Source organism: Clostridium senegalense JC122 (assembly GCF_000285575.1).
Classification (GTDB): Bacteria; Bacillota; Clostridia; order Clostridiales; family Clostridiaceae; genus Clostridium_J; species Clostridium_J senegalense.
In genome coordinates this window covers 44678-66911 of the sequence record NZ_HE611054.1, presented here as the reverse complement: position 1 = coordinate 66911, position 22234 = coordinate 44678, and the positions used below count along the sequence as shown (strand labels likewise).

At 27.6% G+C, this 22234-nt stretch carries 21 protein-coding genes; 20 read left to right on the top strand and 1 reads right to left on the bottom strand.

From position 1 onward, the window contains the following. Positions 1-127: 127 nt before the first annotated feature. Positions 128-310: a hypothetical protein gene (locus CSGHG_RS16340; RefSeq protein ID WP_010297770.1), complete on the bottom strand. Its 183-nt coding sequence runs from the start codon at positions 308-310 to the stop codon at positions 128-130. A gap of 435 nt (positions 311-745) precedes the next feature. Between CSGHG_RS16340 and CSGHG_RS16335 the strand changes: the two genes are divergently transcribed. From CSGHG_RS16335 to CSGHG_RS16235, 20 genes are all read left to right on the top strand, one after another. Further along, on the top strand, positions 746-1030 hold the full coding sequence (locus CSGHG_RS16335; RefSeq protein WP_010297766.1) for an ArsR/SmtB family transcription factor: 285 nt from the start codon (positions 746-748) through the stop codon (positions 1028-1030). Positions 1031-1083: 53 nt separating this feature from the next. Then, positions 1084-1917, top strand: a complete 834-nt coding sequence (purR, locus tag CSGHG_RS16330; protein WP_010297763.1) for a pur operon repressor — start codon at positions 1084-1086, stop codon at positions 1915-1917. A 559-nt stretch (positions 1918-2476) separates the two neighbouring features. Next, the gene (gene spoVG / locus CSGHG_RS16325) at positions 2477-2764 is read left to right on the top strand and encodes a septation regulator SpoVG (RefSeq protein WP_010297759.1); all 288 of its coding nucleotides are present in this window, start codon (positions 2477-2479) and stop codon (positions 2762-2764) included. 451 nt (positions 2765-3215) lie between these two features. Continuing rightward, complete coding sequence (gene glmU, locus CSGHG_RS16320) at positions 3216-4574, top strand: bifunctional UDP-N-acetylglucosamine diphosphorylase/glucosamine-1-phosphate N-acetyltransferase GlmU (RefSeq protein ID WP_010297756.1); 1359 nt, start codon at positions 3216-3218, stop codon at positions 4572-4574. A 23-nt stretch (positions 4575-4597) separates the two neighbouring features. Next, entirely contained in the window at positions 4598-5554 is a 957-nt protein-coding gene (locus CSGHG_RS16315) for a ribose-phosphate diphosphokinase (RefSeq protein ID WP_010297752.1), read from the top strand. A gap of 516 nt (positions 5555-6070) precedes the next feature. After that, the gene (locus CSGHG_RS16310; RefSeq protein ID WP_010297747.1) at positions 6071-6757 is read left to right on the top strand and encodes a response regulator transcription factor; all 687 of its coding nucleotides are present in this window, start codon (positions 6071-6073) and stop codon (positions 6755-6757) included. Next, the gene (locus CSGHG_RS16305) at positions 6757-8184 is read left to right on the top strand and encodes a sensor histidine kinase (protein WP_010297744.1); all 1428 of its coding nucleotides are present in this window, start codon (positions 6757-6759) and stop codon (positions 8182-8184) included. Before CSGHG_RS16310 ends, CSGHG_RS16305 begins: the two co-directional genes overlap by 1 nt. A gap of 131 nt (positions 8185-8315) precedes the next feature. Then, positions 8316-9365, top strand: a complete 1050-nt coding sequence (locus CSGHG_RS16295) for a S1C family serine protease (RefSeq protein WP_155844782.1) — start codon at positions 8316-8318, stop codon at positions 9363-9365. A gap of 328 nt (positions 9366-9693) precedes the next feature. Next, entirely contained in the window at positions 9694-10266 is a 573-nt protein-coding gene (pth, locus tag CSGHG_RS16290) for an aminoacyl-tRNA hydrolase (protein WP_010297738.1), read from the top strand. Between the two features lie 321 nt (positions 10267-10587). After that, positions 10588-14112 carry a transcription-repair coupling factor gene (gene mfd / locus CSGHG_RS16285; RefSeq protein ID WP_010297736.1) on the top strand — a complete coding sequence of 1175 codons (3525 nt, stop codon included), beginning with the start codon at positions 10588-10590 and terminating at the stop codon, positions 14110-14112. Positions 14113-14289: 177 nt separating this feature from the next. Next, positions 14290-15345 carry a peptidylprolyl isomerase gene (locus tag CSGHG_RS16280; RefSeq protein ID WP_010297731.1) on the top strand — a complete coding sequence of 352 codons (1056 nt, stop codon included), beginning with the start codon at positions 14290-14292 and terminating at the stop codon, positions 15343-15345. A 148-nt stretch (positions 15346-15493) separates the two neighbouring features. Next, positions 15494-16045, top strand: a complete 552-nt coding sequence (spoVT, locus tag CSGHG_RS16275) for a stage V sporulation protein T (protein WP_010297729.1) — start codon at positions 15494-15496, stop codon at positions 16043-16045. 273 nt (positions 16046-16318) lie between these two features. Then, positions 16319-17854 (top strand): putative polysaccharide biosynthesis protein, encoded by a 1536-nt coding sequence (locus CSGHG_RS16270; RefSeq protein WP_010297726.1) that lies wholly within the window; start codon positions 16319-16321, stop codon positions 17852-17854. Between the two features lie 89 nt (positions 17855-17943). Continuing rightward, positions 17944-19389 carry a bifunctional methyltransferase/pyrophosphohydrolase YabN gene (gene yabN, locus CSGHG_RS16265; protein WP_010297722.1) on the top strand — a complete coding sequence of 482 codons (1446 nt, stop codon included), beginning with the start codon at positions 17944-17946 and terminating at the stop codon, positions 19387-19389. A gap of 132 nt (positions 19390-19521) precedes the next feature. Continuing rightward, positions 19522-19797 (top strand): HU family DNA-binding protein, encoded by a 276-nt coding sequence (locus CSGHG_RS16260; RefSeq protein ID WP_010297719.1) that lies wholly within the window; start codon positions 19522-19524, stop codon positions 19795-19797. A gap of 104 nt (positions 19798-19901) precedes the next feature. After that, positions 19902-20162 carry an RNA-binding S4 domain-containing protein gene (locus CSGHG_RS16255; protein ID WP_010297715.1) on the top strand — a complete coding sequence of 87 codons (261 nt, stop codon included), beginning with the start codon at positions 19902-19904 and terminating at the stop codon, positions 20160-20162. Positions 20163-20252: 90 nt separating this feature from the next. Then, positions 20253-20546 (top strand): sporulation protein YabP, encoded by a 294-nt coding sequence (gene yabP / locus CSGHG_RS16250; RefSeq protein WP_010297712.1) that lies wholly within the window; start codon positions 20253-20255, stop codon positions 20544-20546. Positions 20547-20551: 5 nt separating this feature from the next. Then, positions 20552-20950 carry a spore cortex biosynthesis protein YabQ gene (gene yabQ / locus CSGHG_RS16245; protein WP_010297708.1) on the top strand — a complete coding sequence of 133 codons (399 nt, stop codon included), beginning with the start codon at positions 20552-20554 and terminating at the stop codon, positions 20948-20950. A 136-nt stretch (positions 20951-21086) separates the two neighbouring features. Continuing rightward, positions 21087-21368 (top strand): FtsB family cell division protein, encoded by a 282-nt coding sequence (locus tag CSGHG_RS16240; RefSeq protein WP_010297705.1) that lies wholly within the window; start codon positions 21087-21089, stop codon positions 21366-21368. 83 nt (positions 21369-21451) lie between these two features. Then, complete coding sequence (locus tag CSGHG_RS16235; protein ID WP_010297702.1) at positions 21452-21859, top strand: S1 domain-containing RNA-binding protein; 408 nt, start codon at positions 21452-21454, stop codon at positions 21857-21859. Positions 21860-22234 lie beyond the last annotated feature (375 nt).

Sequence of the window (22234 nt, the reverse complement as noted above, 5' to 3'; positions counted from 1 at the left end):
GTTTAGCATTACTAGGAACGAAGTGAGTAGTAATAACCACAACTGTTAACTATTCACTCTGAACTCTTAACTAGCAAAGCTTTATAACTACATAAATAAAAGGCTTAGAAATATCTAAGCCTTTTATTTATCTTAATCTAATAAGAGAGTCTGTTTCAACGGATTTTACAATTGAGTTATCCATTGGTAGTTGAGAAGAAAACTCGTCTGTTCTAGAACTATTGTTTAAATTATTAGATTCTAATGCACCTTGTTGTTTTCCAAGATTATAAGCATTTTTCAAATCTTCTTCAGTAAAAATTTTTTTCATGTTACCACCTCTTAAAGAAATAAATGTTATATTTATTATTCCAAATGTTTTCTCAAATATTCAAAAATAATAAACATCCTAAAATATTTCACCTGTTTTTTATTTAACCTAAAAAGTTCTTTCTTAAATAAATAGATTGGGGAACAACTTTATATTTAAGTTTAAGCTTTTATACTTATTAAAGTAGGTTTATTTTCAGTGAAAGATGATAAAAATATATAAATACTGACTAAACACAGGGAAATATGATAATATTGTATTATATAAAAGATTTTAATCTTAAAATTTACTTTAAAGGTAACTTAATCATGTAAATATTTCACTATATTAGGTTAGAAATTATAAATCGATGTAGCACGATGGTTATATTTAAAGATTATAATATATAGATATTATTTAAAAGTTTATATTATAGGTAGAAAGGTTGTTGATGTTATGAATAAGGATATAAAAGAATTGTATGTAGAGTATGCAGATATACTAAAAGCACTAGCACATCCAGTTAGATTGTGTATAGTTAAAGGGTTATTAGATCAAGGTGAGAGAAATGTAACTTGCATGCAAAATTGTCTGGATTTGCCTCAATCTACAGTTTCTCAACATTTACAAAAATTAAGATCTGCAGGTATAATAAAAGGCAATAGAGATGGTCTTGAAGTTAATTATTATATATGTAATGATAAGGTGAAAGAAATCATATCAGTTTTATTCGAGATGTAGTATAGATTTTTATATAAATTTATTAAAATTCTTATTCAGAAAGGTAGTTAAATATGGGAAGAGATTGTGATAAGTTTAGTAGAAACCAAAGAATAGTAGGAATAACTAAAGTTTTAACTGAAACACCAAATAAAGTGGTTAACTTAAATACATTTACAGAAATGTTTAATGCTGCAAAGTCAACAGTTAGTGAAGACGTAGTTATTGTTAGAGAGACTTTAGAAAAATTGTCAGAAGGTAAAGTTGAAACTGTTTCAGGAGCAGCTGGAGGAATAAAATTTACTGTAGACATATCAGAAGAAGAAAAAGAAAAATTTGAAAATAAACTTTGTGAAATAGCAAGTGAAGAAGATAGAGTTATGGTTGGAGACTTTTTATATGTTACTGATTTAATATTTAATCCAAACATAATAGTTCCAGCAGCAAAAATATTATCATCAATATTTAAGGATTTAGACGTTGATTATGTTGTAACAATAGAAACTAAAGGAATTCCACTAGCATATGAAGTTGCTAAAAATTTAGGAGTTCAATTAGTAACAGTAAGAAATAGAAATAAAGTTACAGAAGGTGCAAGTGTTTATGTAAATTACATATCAGGAACAAATAAGAGAATACAAACAATGTCACTTTCAAGAAAAGCAATGAAAAAAAATAGTAAATGTGTATTTATAGATGATTTTATGAGAGGTGGAGGAACTGCCAAAGGTATAAAAGAATTGCTTTCAGAATTTGATAGTGAACTTTTAGCGTGTGGAGTGTTAGTAGATAACAATTCAGAAGGCCAAGAAAAGCTAATGGATAATTATATATCAATAATTGAATTTAATGGAATAAACCAAGAGGGAAGAGCTATGGTTAATCCTTCTGATAAGCGTACTTTATAGGAATACAAATTTTTATTGTATTAAAAAAACAAGCACAGCTTTAGGTAGTTAAGAGTTAAGAATTAATAGTTAAGGGTTCAGGAAGAAAGTGGCAACCACTTTCTTTTAAATCTATAAATATAATTTGCATTGCAAATTTATATAAAAAAATACGTTTAGCATTACTAGGAACGAAGAGAGTAATAATAACCGTAACTCTTAACTATTCACTATTAACTTTTAATTAGCGAAGCGTTGCAACTTTTAACTCTTAACTGAAATAATCTGTTAGTTATTGATAAAATATTAATTTGAGTTTTCTCATTTGATAAATTAATAAGTTTAAAACTTAATTTGAAACCCTATATCAAATTAAGTTTTTAAAAAGAATTTATTGTAGTGGCAAATGTAGATTTATAAATTAATTGTAATTGAATGGATGATAATTTTCGCATATAGATAAGTAGAATTCGAATAAGAGATAGAAAATACAGAAAATAAAAAATTATTCAACAAAAAGAAGGAAATTTGAAAAATATGGAGAATAATACTCTTATAGTACAGCTTGGAGGTGGAATTCATGCAAATTACAGATGTTAGAATAAGAAAAATTGCCACAGAGGGAAAAATGAAAGCAATAGTTTCTATAACTTTCGATAATGAGTTTGTTATACACGACATTAAAGTTATAGAAGGCCAAAATGGTTATTTCATTGCTATGCCTAGTAGAAAGACTCCAGATGGAGAGTTTAAGGATATAGCTCACCCAATTAATACAGAAACAAGAGAAAAAATACAAACAGCTATTCTTACTGAATACGAAAGGGTTATACAAGAAGAACCTAAAGTAGAATCAGATTCAGAATAGAGTGAAGTTTAAAATAAAAAGGAGTACACTCCTTTTTATTTTTTTATGCTTTAAAATGTATAATTTATTCAAAAAAAAGAAAAAAGTGTAACAAATTATGTTAAAAAAGAGGATTAATTAGCAAAAAAAGGTGTACTTTTTCACATAAAAGTATAAAAATATTCACTTTTATTTGCAAAACATTAGTATATAAAATATAATTAATAAGGATATAAATAATATTTTACAAATTTATTTAAAAGCAATTTATTGCTTAAAAAATTTTATGCAAAATTAATAGAAAATTAAATAGTTGAAATTTATATATATAAAAATTAAATAAAAGAGAAGTATAATTATTAATGATATATCATTAATTTTATATTAAATATATAACGTAATGAATATTTAATACATATTTTATAAAAACTTATTCATATTAAGAAATAGATTATTTAAAGAGGTGTTTTAAGTGTATAAATGTACCATTATATTAGCCGCTGGACAAGGATCGAGAATGAAGTCAGACATTCCAAAAATGTTACATAAAGTTTGCGGTAAGGAAATGATAAATCACGTTATAGATACTTTAAGAAAGTGTGATATAGAGGATATTGATGTAGTAATAGGAAACGGTGCTGAAAAAGTAAAAGCAGGTACTGAAAGTAGAAAAGTTCAATATTCTGTTCAAAAGGAACAATTAGGAACAGGCCATGCAGTAATGTGTGCTGAAGACTTTTTAAAAGGTAAAAAAGGAACAGTAGCTATATTTGTAGGAGATGGCCCATTAATTACAAAAACTACAGTTGAAAAATTATTTAGTTATCATGAAGAAAATCAGTATAGTGCAACTATATTAACTTCAATAATGGAAAACCCAGCTAAATATGGAAGAATTATAAGAAATGAAGAAAATCAAGTTGAAAAAATTGTAGAATTTAAAGACTGTAATGAAGAAGAAGTTAAGGTAAAAGAAATAAATTCTGGTATGTATTGCTTTGATATAGAATCATTATTATCTACATTATCAAAATTAAATAATAATAACAATCAAGGAGAATACTATTTAACAGATGTAATAGAAATACTAAAAAAAGAAGGAAAAAAAGTAGGAGCTGTAGATGTTCCAGTTGATGAAATTACAGCAGTAAATTCTAAAGTAGAGCTTGCAGTTGCAGAAGAGATAATGAGAAAAAGAATTAATAAAAAACACATGGAAAATGGAGTTATATTAATAGATCCTAATAATGTTTATATAAATTGTGATGTTGAAATAGGAAAAGATACAATTATTTATCCAAATAACGTTATAGAAGGAACAACTGTAATAAAAGATAATTGCGTAATTTACCCAGGATGTAGAATAAAAGACAGTATAATAGAAGAAAATGTAACAATTCAAAGTTCAGTAATAATGGAAAGTACAGTAGGAAAAGAAACAACAGTAGGACCATTTGCATATATACGTCCACAAAGTGTTATAGGAAATAAAGTTAAAATAGGAGATTTTGTTGAAGTTAAGAAATCTCAAATAGGAGATGGAACAAAAGTCTCTCACCTAACATACATAGGTGATGCAGAAGTAGGTAAAAACTGTAATTTTGGTTGTGGTACAGTGGTAGTGAACTACGATGGAGTAAATAAACATAAAACTATAGTTGGAGACAATTCATTTATTGGTTGTAATACAAACTTAGTTTCTCCAGTTGAAGTAGAGAGTAACACTTACATTGCAGCAGGATCAACTATTACAGAAAAAGTGCCTGAAAACGCTTTAGCTATAGCAAGAGCAAGGCAAATAAATAAAGAAAATTGGGTTAACAAAAAATAATAAGTAAAATGGGAGGACTACATATGATATCGCATGGTAAAAACATTAAGATTTTTACAGGAAATTCTTATCCAAAGTTAGCAGAGGACATAGCCAATATTCTAGGATTAAAAGTTGGGGAGTCAAAAGTTGGGCACTTCAGCGATGGTGAAATATCTGTTAATATAGCAGAAACAGTTAGAGGGCTTGATGTTTTTGTTGTTCAACCAACAAACTCACCAGTAAATGACAATTTAATGGAACTTTTAATAATGATTGATGCTTTAAAAAGAGCATCAGCAGGAAGAATAACTGCAGTTATGCCTTATTATGGATATGCAAGACAAGACAGAAAAGCTAAGGCAAGAGATCCAATCACAGCTAAATTAGTTGCAGACTTAATAACAGCAGCAGGAGCAGATAGAGTATTAACAATGGACTTACACGCTGCTCAAATTCAAGGTTACTTCGATATACCAGTTGACAATTTAACAGGTGCACCGATACTAGCTAAACACTTCATCGAAAATGGTTTTAAAGATCAAGATGATGTTGTGGTAGTTTCTCCGGATTTAGGAAGTGTAACTCGTGCAAGAAACTTTGCAGATAGATTAAATGCACCAATAGCAATAATCGATAAAAGAAGACCAAAAGCTAATGTATGTGAAGTAATGAACATAATAGGGGATATAAAAGGTAAAAGAGTTATACTTATAGACGATATGATAGACACTGCAGGAACTATATGTAATGGAGCAAATGCACTAGTTGAAAGAGGTGCTAAAGAAGTTTATGCATGCTGTTCACATGGTGTTTTATCTGGCCCAGCAATAGAAAGAATAGAAAACTCTTCAATAAAACAACTTATTGTTTTAGGAACAATTGAATTAAAAGAAGAAAAGCAAATTGATAAGATTAAGACAATATCAGTTGCACCAATATTCGCAGAAGCAGTTAAAAGAATATATGAAGATGTATCTGTAAGTAAATTATTTGATTAATAATAAAAAAATAATATTATAATTTATTAAAACGTAAGTATATATTATAATGGATACAAAGGTAGAGGCACAAATATCTAATAGAATTATCTCTTTGGTATTTTGTGCCTCTATTTTAAACAAGAAAAAAGTATAATAATGATAAGAAAAATTTACAGAAAAATCAAAAAACAACGGTTAAAATTATAAAATAATAGTTTAAATCATAAAAAGTATAGAATTCTAACTAATAAATTATGTATTTTTTAAGTAATAAGCTTAATTTACGAACAATTTTTGAATATTTTGTAACAAATCTTAATTTTATAGCTTGTACCAAGTATAATAGGAATAGAGACTTAAAATATGTAATAAACCATATTATATTAAATAGGTACTTTTACTCAAGAATGATAGATTTTCTATATCCAATTTTAAAAATAAAATATAATTTTTAATTGGATTTTTATACAAGTAATAGAAAAAATAAGAATAAATAGTGCGCATTTAAGTATGTTAGCTTAGGAGGTATGTGTGATGGAAGGCTCAATTGCAAAAGTGTTAGTAGTAGATGATGATAAAAACATCTGCGAGGTAATAAAAATGTATTTAGAGAGTGCAGGTTACTGTATAAAAACTGCACATGATGGTAAGGAAGCTCAGGAAAGTTTTTTAAATTTTAAACCGGATTTGGTAATATTAGATGTTATGTTACCATATGTAGACGGAATGGATGTTTTAAAATGGATAAGAAAAGATAGTGAAACACCAGTTATAATGGTAACGGCTAAGGGGGAAACTTTTGATAAAGTTTTAGGCTTAGAACTTGGTGCAGATGATTATATAGTAAAACCATTTGAGCCTAAAGAATTAATAGCTAGAGTTAAGGCTGTTTTAAGAAGGTATACAATGGAATCAGAAAGTAAGGAAACAATAACATATGATAGTTTAATTGTAGATGCTAATTCCTATAGTGTTGTATATAAAAATGAAGAAGTTAAAATGCCACCTAAGGAATTTGAATTACTTTATTATCTTGCAAGCAATAAAAATAGAGTGTTTACAAGAGAACAGTTATTGTGTGAAGTTTGGGGATATGACTATCCTGGAGATTCAAGAACAGTAGATGTTCACATTAAAAGATTAAGAGAAAAAATAGCAGGTGGGGTTAACTGGCAAATAGAGACTGTTTGGGGTGTAGGATATAAATTTGAGGTGAAATAATGATAAAAAAGAACCTATTCTCCAAAATGGTATTTATATATACTGTTATAATATTTTTGAGTTTATCGCTAATAGCTACTGTCCTGTCCATTTGGTTTAATGATTATTATATACAAAGAAAACAGCAAGAAGTATTAGAACATATAAAAATAGTTGAAGATTTATCATTAAGTTATGTTGAAGGCGATGGAAATTTAAGCTATGAAGATTTAAATTCATCATTAGAGTTTATAGGTAAATATTTTTATGAAAATGTATATCTTATAGATAGGAATGGGTATATATTTGTCTCAACAGCTGAAAAAGGTAAAGATTTAGTTGGAAAGCAAATATTTTCAGATACAGAAGTTATATTAAATGATTTTGGGGAAAAGAATACTCTAAAAGAAGTAAAAAAAGATAATCAACTATTTTCAAAAGGTGATTATGTTTTAATGAGAGATATAAAAGATAAAAATGATGAGATATCATCATTTATATTAGTTGATATATCTATGGATTATCTAAAAGATTCTTTAAGTCACATATATAAAATAATTTGGTTATCAACAGGAATTGTTATGGTTTTATCCATAGTAATAATTTATTTTTTCACCGATAAAATTGTAATTAAGCCATTACAAAATATGAGTGCTGTTGCAAAAAAAATTGCCAATGGAGATGTAGAGAAAAGAGTAGAGATAAGTAGTAATGATGAAATTGGACAGTTTGCAAAGGCATTTAACTCTATGGCAGATTCCCTAGAAAAAGTTGATAGGAATAGAAGAGAATTTATTTGTAATGTTTCGCATGATATTAGGTCACCAATTACATCTATAAATGGATTCATAAGGGGTATACTAGATGGAGTGGTTCCAAAAGAAAAGGAAAGCCAGTATCTAACAATTGCCTATGAAGAAACTCAAAGACTTGCAAGGCTTGTAAATGACCTTTTGGATATGTCTGCTATAGAAGAAGGACGAATAAAACTTGCGTTAAGAAAAATAGATATTAATGAAATAATAAGACTTAGTATATTAAAAAATGAAGGTAAAATAAAAGAGAAAAAGATAAGCGTCGATGTAATTTTTGAATCGGACGAACTTTTAGTTTATGGGGATCAAGATAGGATATTCCAAGTTATCTTAAATTTATTAGATAATGCTATAAAGCATTCAAAAGAAGGTACTCATATAAATCTATCTTGTACAACTAAAAGCGGAAAAGCTTATATATCAATAGAGAATTCAGCAAGCCATATAGATGAAGAAGAACTTAAAAACATATGGGAAAGATTCTATAAGGGGGACAAGTCGAGAACTAATAGAGTTAGTTCTGGTCTTGGATTATCTATTGTAAAGAAAATAATAAATATGTTAGATGAGGATGTTTGGGTAGAGAATACAGAAAATGGAGTAATGTTCACATTTACATTAACGTTAGTTTAAATGGCTTAAAGGAGGTGGAGCTATATGGATAATAACAAATTGGGATTTGATTCACAGATATATACAAGTAGTGATATTAGATTTCAAAAGGCTAAAAACAAAAAAAACATATATATAAAAAAATTACTAATGTGATTATATATATATTGATAGCTTCACTTTCAGGAGCAATTACTTCGAAAATGGTATTTGACTATAAATTTGAAAATTTTATGAATGAAAACTCTTTAAATGAAGAGGCCCTTATATCACCGGATAAAAAGCAGGCACTACAGGAACTTGCAGATATGTTAGCAAAATCTGTGGTTTCTATAAGTAAAGTGAGTAGTGATGAAAACTCAGAAATAAATAGTGGTGCAGGAACGATTATAAGTTCTGATGGGTATATTGTTACAAATCAACACATAATAAATAAAGCAGATGATATAAAAGTAAAATTATATGATAATAAGGTTTATTATGCTGATGTTATAGGTGTAGATGCTGTTTTAGATTTAGCTGTTATAAAGATATCAGCAGAAGGATTGACACCTATAGCCTTTGGAGATTTTTCAAAGGTAAACAATGGTGATGAGGTTATAGCTATGGGAAATCCTATTGCAACCTCTTTTAAAGGCAATTATTCTTTTGGTGACATTAAAAATGCTAATCAAAGAGTATCTGTTATGGATAGACAAACAAATAAACCTATAGGTTATACAGCTATAAAAAGCAGTACTATAATTTCTGTAGAGGATAGTGGATCTCCACTTTGCAATTTAAAAGGAGAACTTATAGGAATAAATAATAATCTTTTAAATTACTCAGAAAAAGGTACTAATGAAAGTTTAGCTATATCTATAAAAGAATCAAAAGCAATAATTGATGTACTTATGAAAAAAGGAGACCCATTAAAATTAGGATTAGGTGTTAGTGGAGAAAAAGCTATTGCCAAAGATAAGGATGATGGGATTATGGGCATATATGTTAAAGATGTAATACAAGACAGTGATGCCTATAAAGTAGGCATAAGACCTACAGATATCATTATGTCTATAAATAATTTTGAGTTAAAAGAAATTGAAGATTTGAATAGAAGTATAAAAAATTGCAAAGAAGGCGACATTGTAGTATGTAAAGTTTTTAAAAATGGGCAATGTGAGCTTATAAATGTGAAATTAGGATATTACAGAATGATATAATAAGTACAGATGTTAAAATATATTGTACATTTTTTATAAAAAGCGGCTATAGGCCGTTTTTTGTATTTAAATTTAAATTAATGTTTTAAGACCTATAATATTATTTTATAGGTTTTAGTGTGTATTTTTACTTTTTGTTATATAATATAACTTATGATAAAATAGGTTAAATTATATATAGTTAGTTAAGAGTTAAAAATTAAAATCTATAACTATTAGTAATGTTAATTTTAAAATTTCTTACTTGATAAATGAATAACCTTAGAATTTAATAAATGAGAATTAGTATAAAATATATAGATTAACGGCAGAAAAATTGGAGGTAAGTATGTATTTAGTAGTTGGACTTGGAAACCCAGGAGATAAATATGATAAAACAAGGCATAACGTAGGTTTTGATATTATAGATTTGTTAGCAAATGAGTATAATATTGATGTTAATAGGCAAAAATTTAAAGGTATGTATGGAGAAACAAACATAAATGGTGAAAAGGTAATTCTTTTAAAACCTCAGACATTTATGAATTTAAGTGGTGAAAGTGTTAGAGAGGTTTGTGATTTTTATAAAATACCAAATGATAATGTAATAGTAATTTATGATGATATAAGCTTAGAAGTTGGAAATATTAGAATAAGACCTAAAGGAAGTGCTGGTGGACACAACGGAATTAAAAATATAATAGCTCATTTAGGTACAGATGTTTTTCCAAGAGTAAAGATAGGTGTTGGAGGTCCAGCAGGTGATTTAGTTAATCATGTATTAGGTAAGTTTTCAAAAGAAGAAAGAGAATCATTAGAGAAAACTTTTAAACCAGCAATAGGAGCAGTAGAAACAATAATATCTGAAAGTACTGCAGAGGCTATGAACAAATTTAATGGATTTAAGGCCCAACCACTATAGGTCTATATTTAGGCATATTCAAAAGATAATAAGTTTGAACTATTGTTTATTTTACGTAATACTTAATAGTTAAAAGTCATATATAGTGCTACTATAAATGGCTTTAAGTTTGTTGTATTGAAGAATATATAGTTGAATTGTTATTTTTTTATATGCCTTATTTAAAATTTAAATAAGTGGTAATTTAATTAACAAAAGTTTTTATAAAAAAATATAAACTTAGTTATTTAAAAGATTGCTGTAAACATAATATAATTTAAAATTTTAGCCTAAAATCATATATGAGGCTAGGTTAAAGTTTTTAAAGTAGAGGTGATACTTTTGAGATTAAATGGAATTATGTCGCCATTAAGGAATAGTAAAGAATTTAAAGAAATATCAAAAAGTATAGAAAATAATAGATTTCCAATAGGAGTTTATGGACTTTCGGAATCTTCAAAAAGCTATTTGATAAATGCTGTATATGAAAATGTAAATGAAAAAATATTAATATTAACACATAGTGATGTAGAAGCTAAAAATATCTATGAAGATTTAAATTTATATATAGATAAAGTTTTCTATTTTCCATCTAAAGAAGTTGTTTTTTATAATGCAGATGCTATATCTGGTGATGTTAGATGGGAAAGACTTAAGATACTAAGCAATATAATAAAAAACAAATCCCAAGTAGTTGTAGCACCTATAGATGCCATAATAGGGTTATATACTCCAGTAGATATGTTTAAAAAATATATCTTTTCATTAAGAGTTGGAAAAGTAGTGGACATGACGGAACTTACTGAAAAACTTATCCAATGTGGTTATGAAAGATGTGAGATGGTTGAATCTAAAGGTCAATTTTCAGTAAGAGGTGGTATATTAGACGTATTTCCACCGGTAGGGGCATACCCGTACAGGATAGAATGGTTTGATGATGAAATAGATTCTATAAGAACATTTAACGTTGATAGCCAAAGAAGTATTGAAAAAGTTAAAACTGTTAATATATTTCCAGCAAAAGAAATAATAACAGATGAAGAAAGCATAAAATTTGCATATGAGCAAATAGAAAAAGATTTTGCGGAATCAATGAAAAACTTTGAAAAAAATAAGAATTTTGATGCTAGTGAGCGTTTAAATGCTATAATTTCTGGTAATCTAGAGTCGTTAAAGGAAACATGGACTTTTGAAACTATAGATAGTTATACACCGTATTTTTATAAAACGATGTCAACACTTTTAGATTATATTGGTAATTGCTTTATTTTAGTTGATGATGTTCAAAGATGTAATGGTAAGTTAGAGAGTGTTTATTTTGAATTTGAGCAAAATTATGAAACTTTTTTAAAAAGAGGAAATATACTGCCAAAACAAGCACAACTTTTAATGTCTAAAGAAGAAGCAATAGATATATTAGAAAATGAAAAGGTTATAACATTAGATGCTATTGCTAAATCACATAAAATATTAAAACCAAGAACTATATCTTCTTTTTCTCAAATTACAATAAGTGATTATCATGGACAGTTAGATTTACTTATAGATGATATTAAAGAAAAAAAGAAAAATGGTTATAGAATTTTAATATTATCGGGAACAAGAACAAGAGGAGAAAGGCTTATTCAAACTCTAAGGGATAGAGAGATAGAGGCTGTTTATAAAGATATTGTAGATAATATAGAACTTGGTCAAGTTGTAGTAACTTTTGGAAACCTTTTAAAAGGTTTTGAATGTCCAGATTTAAAAGTATGCGTTATATCTGATAAAGAAGTTTTTGGACAATCAAAAAGAAAAGCATCTGTTAAACGTAAAAATGTTAAAGGTGCAAGTAAAATTAAAAGTTTTACAGAGCTTAAATTAGGTGATTATGTAGTACATGCAAATCATGGTGTAGGTGTATATAAAGGGATAAAGCAATTAGAAGTACAAGGGCATAAAAAGGACTTTTTAGAGCTTAGCTATAACAATGGAGATACACTATATGTTCCAGCAGAGCAATTAGATTTAGTCCAAAAATATATAGGCTCAGAGGGTAGTCCACCTAAGGTTAATAAATTAGGTGGAAGTGAATGGATAAAAGCTAAAACTAAAGTTAAAAAATCCATAGAGGATATAGCTGAAGATTTAGTTAAACTTTATGCTACAAGGGCACAAATAAAAGGTCATAAATTTGGAAAGGATACAGTTTGGCAAAAACAGTTTGAAGATGAATTCCCATTCCAAGAAACACCAGACCAGTTAACATCAATAGAGGATATTAAAAAGGATATGGAAAGCGACAAACCAATGGATAGACTATTATGTGGTGATGTTGGTTATGGTAAAACAGAGGTTGCATTAAGAGCTGCATTTAAGTGTGTTATGGAAGGAAAACAAGTTGCATTTTTAGTACCAACAACAATCCTTGCACAACAACACTATAAAAATATGGTTAAAAGATTTTCGGATTTTCCTTTAAAAGTAGATATGGTAAGTAGATTTAGAACATCTGGACAAATAAAGGAAACATTAAAAAAATTGAAAGAAGGAAATGTTGATATTTTAGTAGGAACACATAGATTACTACAAAAGGATGTTCAATTTAAAGATTTAGGTCTTTTAATAGTTGATGAGGAACAAAGATTTGGAGTTACTCATAAGGAAAAAATAAAAAATCTTAAAAAGAATGTAGAAGTATTAACATTATCAGCTACACCTATACCAAGAACTCTTCATATGTCTTTAACAGGAGTAAGGGATATAAGTGTAATAGAGACTCCTCCAGAGGATAGATATCCAGTACAAACATATGTAGTAGAGTTTAATGAGCAGTTAATTAGAGATGCTATAATGAGAGAACTAAATAGAGATGGACAAATACTTTTTGTTTATAATAGAGTAGAAACAATAAAAGATATGGCTGCTTATCTACAGAAATTAGTTCCAGAAGCTAGAATTGGAATAGGTCATGGTCAGATGACAGAAAAAGAATTAGAAAAAGTAATACTAGATTTTACTGATTACAAATATGATATGCTTGTTTGTACAACTATAATAGAAACAGGGATAGACATTCAAAATGCTAATACTATGATTATATATGATGCAGATAGAATGGGACTTTCTCAACTTTATCAGTTAAGAGGAAGGGTTGGAAGAAGTAATAGGATAGCTTATGCTTACTTTACGTACACAAAAGATAAAGTCTTAACAGAAGTTGCAGAAAAGAGATTAAAAGCTATAAAAGATTTTACGGAGTTAGGGTCTGGATTTAAAATAGCTATGAGAGACTTAGAAATAAGAGGCGCTGGGAATATAATGGGTTCATCACAACATGGCCATATGGCAGTAGTAGGTTATGATTTATATTGTAGAATGCTTGAAGATTCTATAAAACTAATAAAAGGTGATATAGAGAATGAACCTATAGAAACTACTGTAGATTTAAAAATTGATGCATTTATCCCATCTAACTATATAGTTGATGAAACACAGAAAATTGAAGTATACAAAAAAATTGCATCAATTGATAGTTATGACTATATGATGGAACTGCAAGAAGAAATAGAAGATAGATTCTCTGATATACCTCCAACAGTTTATAATTTAATGAATATAGCATATCTTAAATTTTTAGCTAAAGAAGTTGGAATAATTGAGATAAAAGAAATCAAAAAAGAAGTTGTACTAACTTTTGAAAATAAAAAATATTTAACTCAAAATATATTAAATGGTATTTTGGATAAATATATTAAGAAAATTAACTTCAAAATAGGTGAGACACCTGGTATGTCGTATAAAATAATAGAAGATAAAAAAGAAAAACTTCTAGATAACTTAATAGAACTTGTAAAATTTATGCAAAGTTTAAATGAAAAAAAATAGTAAAGTTACAAAACATAAAATTGTATAAATGGTAAATGTTTTAAAATATAAAGTTTTATGCTAAAATAAAATCAAATGTCACACATATGAAATAAAAATAAATTAAAATAATCAGAGGAATTTTATTTAAATAGATGTTTATATAATGACTAGATGATTTTGAATGGAGGATTAATTGTGAAAAGTGTTAAAAAAATAGTAGCTACATGCTTGATAGCTGCAATGACAACTTCTTTAGTAGGATGTAATTTAATAGAAAGAACTCCAGAAGGTGTTGCTAAGTCAACTGTTGCAAAAATTAATGGGGAGAAAATAAAAAGGTCCGAAGTAGATGCTAGAATGAAATCTATAGAATCTCAAATAACTAAAGAAAAAGGTGAAGATTACCTAAAATCTGAAGAAGGAAAAACTCTTTTAACTCAATACAGAACTCAGATGTTAAACCAAATTGTAGGAGAAAAAATATTACAAAACAAGGCTACAGAACTAAAAGTTATGCCAACAGAAGAAGAATTTAAAACTGAAATAGATAAAGAATATAAAACTATAACTGATTCTTTTGATAGTGAAGATAAATTTAAAGCTGCTTTACAACAAACTGGAGAAACAGAAGAAAGTTTAAAAAATAATATAAGAAATAAATTGATATATGATAAAGTTCATGATGCGGTAGTTAAAGATGTTAAGGTAACTGATGAAGAAATTAAGGCTCATTATGATTCTAATATGGATAAATACACAGAGCAACCAAACAAAACAAATCTTAAACATATATTAGTTGGAACAGAAGAAGAAGCTAATGCTGTAATAGAGAGATTAAAAAAAGGTGAAGATTTTGATGCAGTAGGAGAAGATATTAAAGCTAAACAAGCAGAAAAAGATGCAGCAAAAACAGATGATAGTAAAAAAGAAGACGCACAAACTTCTGCTAATAGATTTGAAGATTTAGGTTGGGTTGAATTTGAAAACTCTGGATTTGATGCTACGTTTATGCAATTTGCAAAACCATTAACAAAAGGAAGTTACACTACAGCACCAGTTCATACTCAATGGGGATATCATATTATTAAATGTTATGATAAACAAGAGTATCCAGTTAAAGCGTTTGATAAAGTAAAAGAAGAAATAAAAACAGAACTTCAAAAACAAAAAGAAGAAACTACTTGGAATGAAACAGCAGAAAAGTGGCAAAAAGAAGCTAATATAAAAACATATGAAAAAAATTTAAAATAATATAAATAAAAAGAGGTTATAACTGTAGTTATAGCTTCTTTTTTTCATTTAAAATGAAATTTTTATAAATGTGTATAAAATTTCAAATTTAGAAGGATAATAATAGCATAATATAAAACAATTAACTTCAAAAGAGGAGGAATCATTGATGAAGGCAACAGGAATAGTAAGAAGAATAGATGATTTAGGTCGTGTAGTTATCCCTAAAGAAATAAGAAGAACTCTTAGAATAAGAGAAGGAGATCCATTAGAAATATTTACAGATAGAGAAGGTGGAGTTATATTAAAAAAATATTCTCCAATAGAAGAATTAAGTGAATTCTCAAAAGAATATGCAGAAGCACTTCAACAAACAATAGGTAATATAGTAATTGTTGCAGATAAGGATAGCATAATATCTGTAAGTGGATGTTCTAAAAAAGAATATATGGATAAAAAAGTTACTAATGAAGTGGAAAACTTAATGGAAGGTCGTAGAGCTGTAATTTTAGGCGAAGGATCAGAAAAAGTTATACCATTATATGAAAGTGAAGATGAAAATACATATAAATCTCAAGTTATTAGCCCTATAATAGCAGAAGGCGATGCTATTGGAGCAGTAATAATAGTTTCTAAAGAGGAAAATGTAAAATTTGGAGATTTAGAGTTAAAATTAGCTGAAACAGCATCCGCCTTCTTAGGAAAACAAATGGAACAATAATGGCATTTATATGCCATTATTTTTTTGTCTTCCAACTACATCTATTACTATTGACTAAAAATCACTGTATTAAACATACAAGCTAAATAAAATAAAAAATACATTAATATTTCACTTAAAGTAATAAACGCACTGAATAGTAAATAAATTAAAATAAGGACAACCTTATTGCTTATAAATGGTTTAAAACGTAGATGTAAATTTAACGATAAAAATTAAAGTTTGAAATTTACTATTTTAAAATAGTGGTTGAATACTAATTGGGGGGATATTATGAAAAAGCAATCATTGGTTAAAGGTACTGTGATACTGGGATTTGCAAGTATATTTGCAAGGTTTTTAGGACTGTTTTTTAGAATACCTATTCAAGGGTTAATAGGTGATGAAGGTATGGGTTACTACCAAATGTCATATCCTTTATATATGACATTTGTAGCTTTAGCATCAGGTATACCAATAGCTATGTCTAAAATTATAGCTGAAGTTAATGCGAAAAATGATTATGAAGGAACTAAAAGAATTTTAAAAGATACACTAATGTTTATGATTCCAATAGGAATAGTTGCATCAGCTATTATGTTTAGCTTTGCAAAACCAATAATAACAGGATTAAAATGGCATCAAAATTCATATATAGCTTTTCTTGCAATATCAATAGCACCAATATTTGTTTGTATTATGTGTACATTTAGAGGATTTTTTCAAGGAATGCAGAATATGACATATACAGGTATATCTCAAATAGTTGAACAGTTAGGAAGAGTTATAGGAGGAGTTTTATTTGCTTACTTATTATTACCTAAAGGAATAGCCTTTGCGGCAGGTGGTGCAGCACTAGGAACAGTAATTGGAGGGATTTTAGGTAGTATATATTTAGTTATTGCATATATGAGACAAAGACCTATAAAAAGAGTAAATAAAAATTTAAAAACTAAAAGTATGATAAGTGAAATTGCAAAGGCTGCATTACCTATTTCCATAGGAGCAGCAGTAGGTACTGTGATGTCACTTATTGATTCAATAATAGTTCCTGAGCGTTTATTAGTAGCAGGTTTTACTTTAGAAGAAAGTGCAATTCTTTATGGACAAATGACAGGAAAAGCATTAACATTATCTAACGTACCACTAGCTCTATCTATGGCATTATGTGCAACTTTGGTACCTATAATATCAGAAGCATATTCAACAGGAAGAAGATTTGAGCTAGAACGTAGAGTGGAAATGTCCTTTAAACTTTCTTTTGTAATAGCACTTCCTTGTACAGTGGGGTTATATACACTAGCAGCACCTATAATGCATTTAATATTTTTAAAGGATGTTGCAGGATATAATATTCTTAAATTTGTATCATTAACAATACCTTTTGTAATAATAACTCAAACAACAACAGCGCTATTACAAAGCGTAGGAGCTTATTTAAGACCAGTATATAATTTAGCTATAGGATGTATAATAAAGGTGGTAATTAGCTATATGCTAGTTTCTATAACTGTTTTAAATATATATGGTGCAGTAATAGGAACAATGGTTGGGTATATAGTCACCGTTGTATTAAATATGATTCAAATTAGAAAAATTTTTAATACAAAAATAGATTTAGTGGAAACTTTGTTAAAACCAGCAATTGGTACATTACTTATGGCTTTTTCAGTTGTTTTTGTCTATAATACTGTCTATAAGTATACAATAAGTAATACAATAGCATGTTTATTTTCTATTTTTGCAGGAGTAATAATATATTTAGTGGCAATTATAACATTAAAAGTGTTTGAGATTGAAGATATTAAAGGCAAATTTATAAAAAATTAGGTATATGAAAAGAAATAATAAACTAAAGATTCAAAGTATATTTGGTCTATTATTTATTTGATTATGACTTAGACAGGAGCGTGAAACAATTGATAAAAATAGTAGGATTAGGACCAGGAGCAAAAGAAGCGCTTACCATTGGAACGTTAGAGCTTTTAAGAGATAGTAAAAATGTATTTTTTAGAACAGAAAAACACCCTAATGTAGAATATTTAAAATCTTTAGGTGTAAAGTTTAATAGCTATGATAGTGCATATGAAAACAGTGAAAGTTTTGATGAGGTTTATAAATCTATAGCTGATGACATAATAAATAAACATAATAGTTTAAATGATATAGTTTATGCAGTACCAGGCCATCCATTAGTTGCAGAAAACTCTGTAACATTGCTAATAGAAAAATGTGAAGAATTAAAAATAGACTATGAGATATTACCAGCAGTTAGTTTTGTTGATGCTGTTATGGAAAGTTTAAAGTTAGATCCTATAAATGGGATAAAAATAATAGACGCTTTTGATATAAAAAATCAAATTTTAGATAAAAGAGTAGGACTTATAATAACACAGGTATATAATAAATTTATAGCATCAGAAACAAAGCTTGCGCTGCTAGAATATTACAAAGATGAAACAGAGATATATTTTGTAAGAGCAGCTGGGGTTAAAGGATTAGAAAGCATAAGAAAAATAAAATTATATGAGCTTGATAGACAAGAAGATATAGATTATTTAACATCAATTTATATACCTAAAAAACTAGAGGAAGTAAAAGATTTTTATGATTTATTAAATATAATGGATACTCTAAGAAGCGAAGATGGATGTCCATGGGATTTAGAACAAAGTCATAAATCATTAAAAAGATGTTTAATAGAAGAAACTTATGAAGTTATAGAAGCTATAGATGAAGAAGACGACATGAAACTTACAGAAGAACTTGGAGATGTATTACTGCAAGTAGTGTTCCATAGCCAAATAGGCAAAGAAGAGGGTTATTTTAACATAAATGATGTTATAGAAACTATTTGTAATAAAATGATAAATAGACATCCACATATATTCAGTAATGTAAATGTTAAAAATAGTGAAGAAGTTCTAAAAAATTGGGACGAAATAAAAAAAGAAGAGAAAAAGTATAAAAGTTACACTGATGAACTTACAAGCGTACCTAAGGTTTTACCAGCACTTTTAAGAGCAGACAAGGTTCAATGCAAGGCTGCAAAAGTAGGTTTTGATTGGGCAGATGTAAAACCAGCTATGGATAAGGTAATTGAAGAGTTAAATGAAGTAAAAGATGTATATAATGGCGAAAATAAGTCAAGAATACTAGAAGAAGTAGGTGATTTAATATTTGCTGCGGTAAATGTTGCTAGACTTCTTGACATAGACCCAGAAATTGCATTAAATTATACTATAGATAAATTTATAAATCGCTTTAAGTTTATAGAAGAGTGTGCAATAAAAAAAGGTTTAGATCTTTTAGATATGACTCTTGAAGAAATGGATGAGTTATGGGAAGAAGCTAAACGTATGTAAATATTAAATACTTTTACAATAAATAAAAAAGCAGAAATTATTTGCAAAACATGTTTATAATATGCTATCTTATACTCAACGATAAATGAAGTTGTGAATGAAGAAGCGTTTTAATATTAAGGAGGTACAATCGTGAACAAATTAGAATTAGTTACAAATATGGCAGAAAAATCAGGTTTAACAAAGAAGGATGCAGAGACTGCTTTAAAAGCATTCATAGAGAGTGTTGAAGAGGCATTATCAAAAGGAGAAAAGGTTCAATTAGTAGGATTCGGAACTTTCGAAACTAGAGAAAGAGCAGCTAGAAAAGGAAGAAACCCAAGAACTAAAGAAGAAATAGATATACCAGCATCAAAAGCACCAGTATTTAAAGCTGGAAAAGAATTTAAAGATATAGTAAATAAATAATTTATTATAAATTTAAAAGAAAAAACCTGGATTTAGTTCTAGGTTTTTTTTATATACAAAAGCAATTATAATAAATATATAATATTAATTTTGAGGTGGGAAGAATGAGATTAGATAAGTATTTAAAAGTTTCTAGAATAATAAAAAGAAGAACAGTTGCAAAAGAAGTTTGTGAAAACCAAAGAGTTTTAATAAATGGGAAAGTAGCAAAGCCAGGAACAGTAGTTAAAGAAGGGGATATAATTGAAATACAGTTTGCAACACAAGTGTTAAAAGCAAGAATTATAAATATAGCAAGTCATGTTACAAAAGAAGATGCTAAAAATATGTATGAAATTATATCTGGTGAAGAAGATAAAGAGTAGTAATTTATATTAAAAAATTATATTTGTTTGCATATATCTTGAATGAATACAATATTTATTAATAGGGAGTAAGTATTCAGGGAGGATTATATGGAAAATAAAAATAATAAAATTGAAGATAAAAAAAGTTACTTAACCTTAGACTCAAGAAAAAGAATGACCATAGATGGTGTTGAAGAAATTATAAGTTTTGATGAAGAACAAATACTTTTAAACACTGTTTTGGGTGCAATGGACATAAGAGGCGAAAATTTAAAAATGAATAAACTAGATGTGCAAAATGGAGATGTTATGATTAGTGGCAAAATAACATATATTGTATACACAAGCGATGAAAAAAAACCAAGAAAGGGAAAAGGGGCTTTATCAAAGCTTTTTAGGTAACAATTATGTTATTTACAATGGAGAGACAAGTATCACTCTTAATTTTTAGCATTTTAAGTGGTATGATAATAGGAGTACTTTTCGATATTTACAGAATAATTCGTGGATTTGAAGATGTTGGTAAAATAATAACAACTATTCAGGACATATTATTTTGGACAGCTACAGGATCTATAGTGTTCTTATTTATGATGTACACTAATTATGCATACATGGATTTTAATATTTTTATATATATTGCACTAGGTTTATTTATTTATATAAAATTTATTAGCAGAACGTTTATAGACATGTTAAGACAGGTAATGTATGGAATATCAACGTTTATAAGAAGAATTTTTTATATTTTGTCTTATCCTGTAAGAATTTGTTTAAATAGAGTAAAAGGAAAAATAAAAAATTAACATAAAACATCTTGAACAAATGAACAATACAAATTAAAATATACTTATATGTTAATGATAAGTATATTTTAATTTTTTATAATTGCAAATATATTCTTAGTACTTATTTTTTATTTGTCTATGGGTGGTGAGTATTGTGTTTAAAAATAAAAAATGTAAATATATAATTTTAGGATGTTTAGGTATATATATATCTTACGTTTTAATTCAACAACAGGTTATAATGCATAGGCAGAATAAAGAACTAACAAACTACACTGTAGAACACGACAGATTAAAAAAAGAAAATAAAAAATTACAGGATGAAGTTGAGCTATCCAAAACCGATAAGTATATTGAAAAATTGGCTAGAGAAAAACTAGGACTTATTAAAGACGGTGAGACTCCTGTAATAGACAACAGTGTAAGTGAAAAATAGACTTTATGTTGTTTATAGCGTAATATACTGTAGATGACATAATATATAAATTAAAACATTATTTAAGGAGGAGTCTTTTTAATATGACCTTAAAGGCTGGAAGTATAGTAGAAGGTAAAGTAGTGAACATAACTAATTTTGGTGCTTTTGTTGAAGTGGAAGGAAAAACAGGTCTTGTCCATATTTCGGAAGTATCAGATGTATTTGTAAAGGATGTTAGAGAACATCTAAAAGAAAATGATGTTGTTAAAGTGAAAGTAATTTCAGTTGATGACAATGGAAAAATGAGTTTATCTATAAAGCAAGCGGGAGTACCTAAAAAATCTTGCAAACCTATGGAAATAGATTGGGATAAGGAAAAATCGAAAAGTGGATCTTCTTCATTTGAGGATAGAATGTCTAAATTTCTAAAAGACAGTGAAGAAAGATTTCAAGATTTAAAAAGAAGTCAAGATAATAAAGGCCGTGGCTACAATAAAAAAAGTTATTAATATAAAATAAAAGAGTGTTGAACACTCTTTTTTTTAACTTGTAGTTTAAATTTTGAATTTTTGCACAATATAAGTATATAATTCCTAATCATATATTAAGGCTTAAAATAAGAATGATAAAAAATATAAAATGCAAATTTACCTTTGAAACCTAGAAGATTCATAGTGAAAATGAATAAAATCACATAAAACAATTCAGAAAAAAATAAGTTTAAAAATTCTGACAAAAAACCAAAGTTTACTAAACGTTGAAAATACTAGCGTTAAAGGAAAATTGCATGTTATAAAAAAACTGTTGACAATAGTTTGATATTACACTATAATAAATATTGTCGTCAGGCAGTGATGACAAAAAATGCAACAAAGCAACAAAAT

Coding starts and splice junctions, on each gene's coding strand:
- CSGHG_RS16335 (WP_010297766.1), top strand. CDS start 746: ATGAATAAGGATATAAAAGAATTGTATGTAGAGTATGCAGATATACTA.
- CSGHG_RS16270 (WP_010297726.1), top strand. CDS start 16,319: ATGAAAAAGCAATCATTGGTTAAAGGTACTGTGATACTGGGATTTGCA.
- yabP (WP_010297712.1), top strand. CDS start 20,253: ATGGAAAATAAAAATAATAAAATTGAAGATAAAAAAAGTTACTTAACC.
- spoVG (WP_010297759.1), top strand. CDS start 2,477: ATGCAAATTACAGATGTTAGAATAAGAAAAATTGCCACAGAGGGAAAA.
- CSGHG_RS16255 (WP_010297715.1), top strand. CDS start 19,902: ATGAGATTAGATAAGTATTTAAAAGTTTCTAGAATAATAAAAAGAAGA.
- CSGHG_RS16315 (WP_010297752.1), top strand. CDS start 4,598: ATGATATCGCATGGTAAAAACATTAAGATTTTTACAGGAAATTCTTAT.
- CSGHG_RS16235 (WP_010297702.1), top strand. CDS start 21,452: ATGACCTTAAAGGCTGGAAGTATAGTAGAAGGTAAAGTAGTGAACATA.
- pth (WP_010297738.1), top strand. CDS start 9,694: ATGTATTTAGTAGTTGGACTTGGAAACCCAGGAGATAAATATGATAAA.
- CSGHG_RS16310 (WP_010297747.1), top strand. CDS start 6,071: ATGGAAGGCTCAATTGCAAAAGTGTTAGTAGTAGATGATGATAAAAAC.
- spoVT (WP_010297729.1), top strand. CDS start 15,494: ATGAAGGCAACAGGAATAGTAAGAAGAATAGATGATTTAGGTCGTGTA.
- CSGHG_RS16340 (WP_010297770.1), bottom strand. CDS start 310: ATGAAAAAAATTTTTACTGAAGAAGATTTGAAAAATGCTTATAATCTT.
- CSGHG_RS16305 (WP_010297744.1), top strand. CDS start 6,757: ATGATAAAAAAGAACCTATTCTCCAAAATGGTATTTATATATACTGTT.
- yabQ (WP_010297708.1), top strand. CDS start 20,552: ATGTTATTTACAATGGAGAGACAAGTATCACTCTTAATTTTTAGCATT.
- purR (WP_010297763.1), top strand. CDS start 1,084: ATGGGAAGAGATTGTGATAAGTTTAGTAGAAACCAAAGAATAGTAGGA.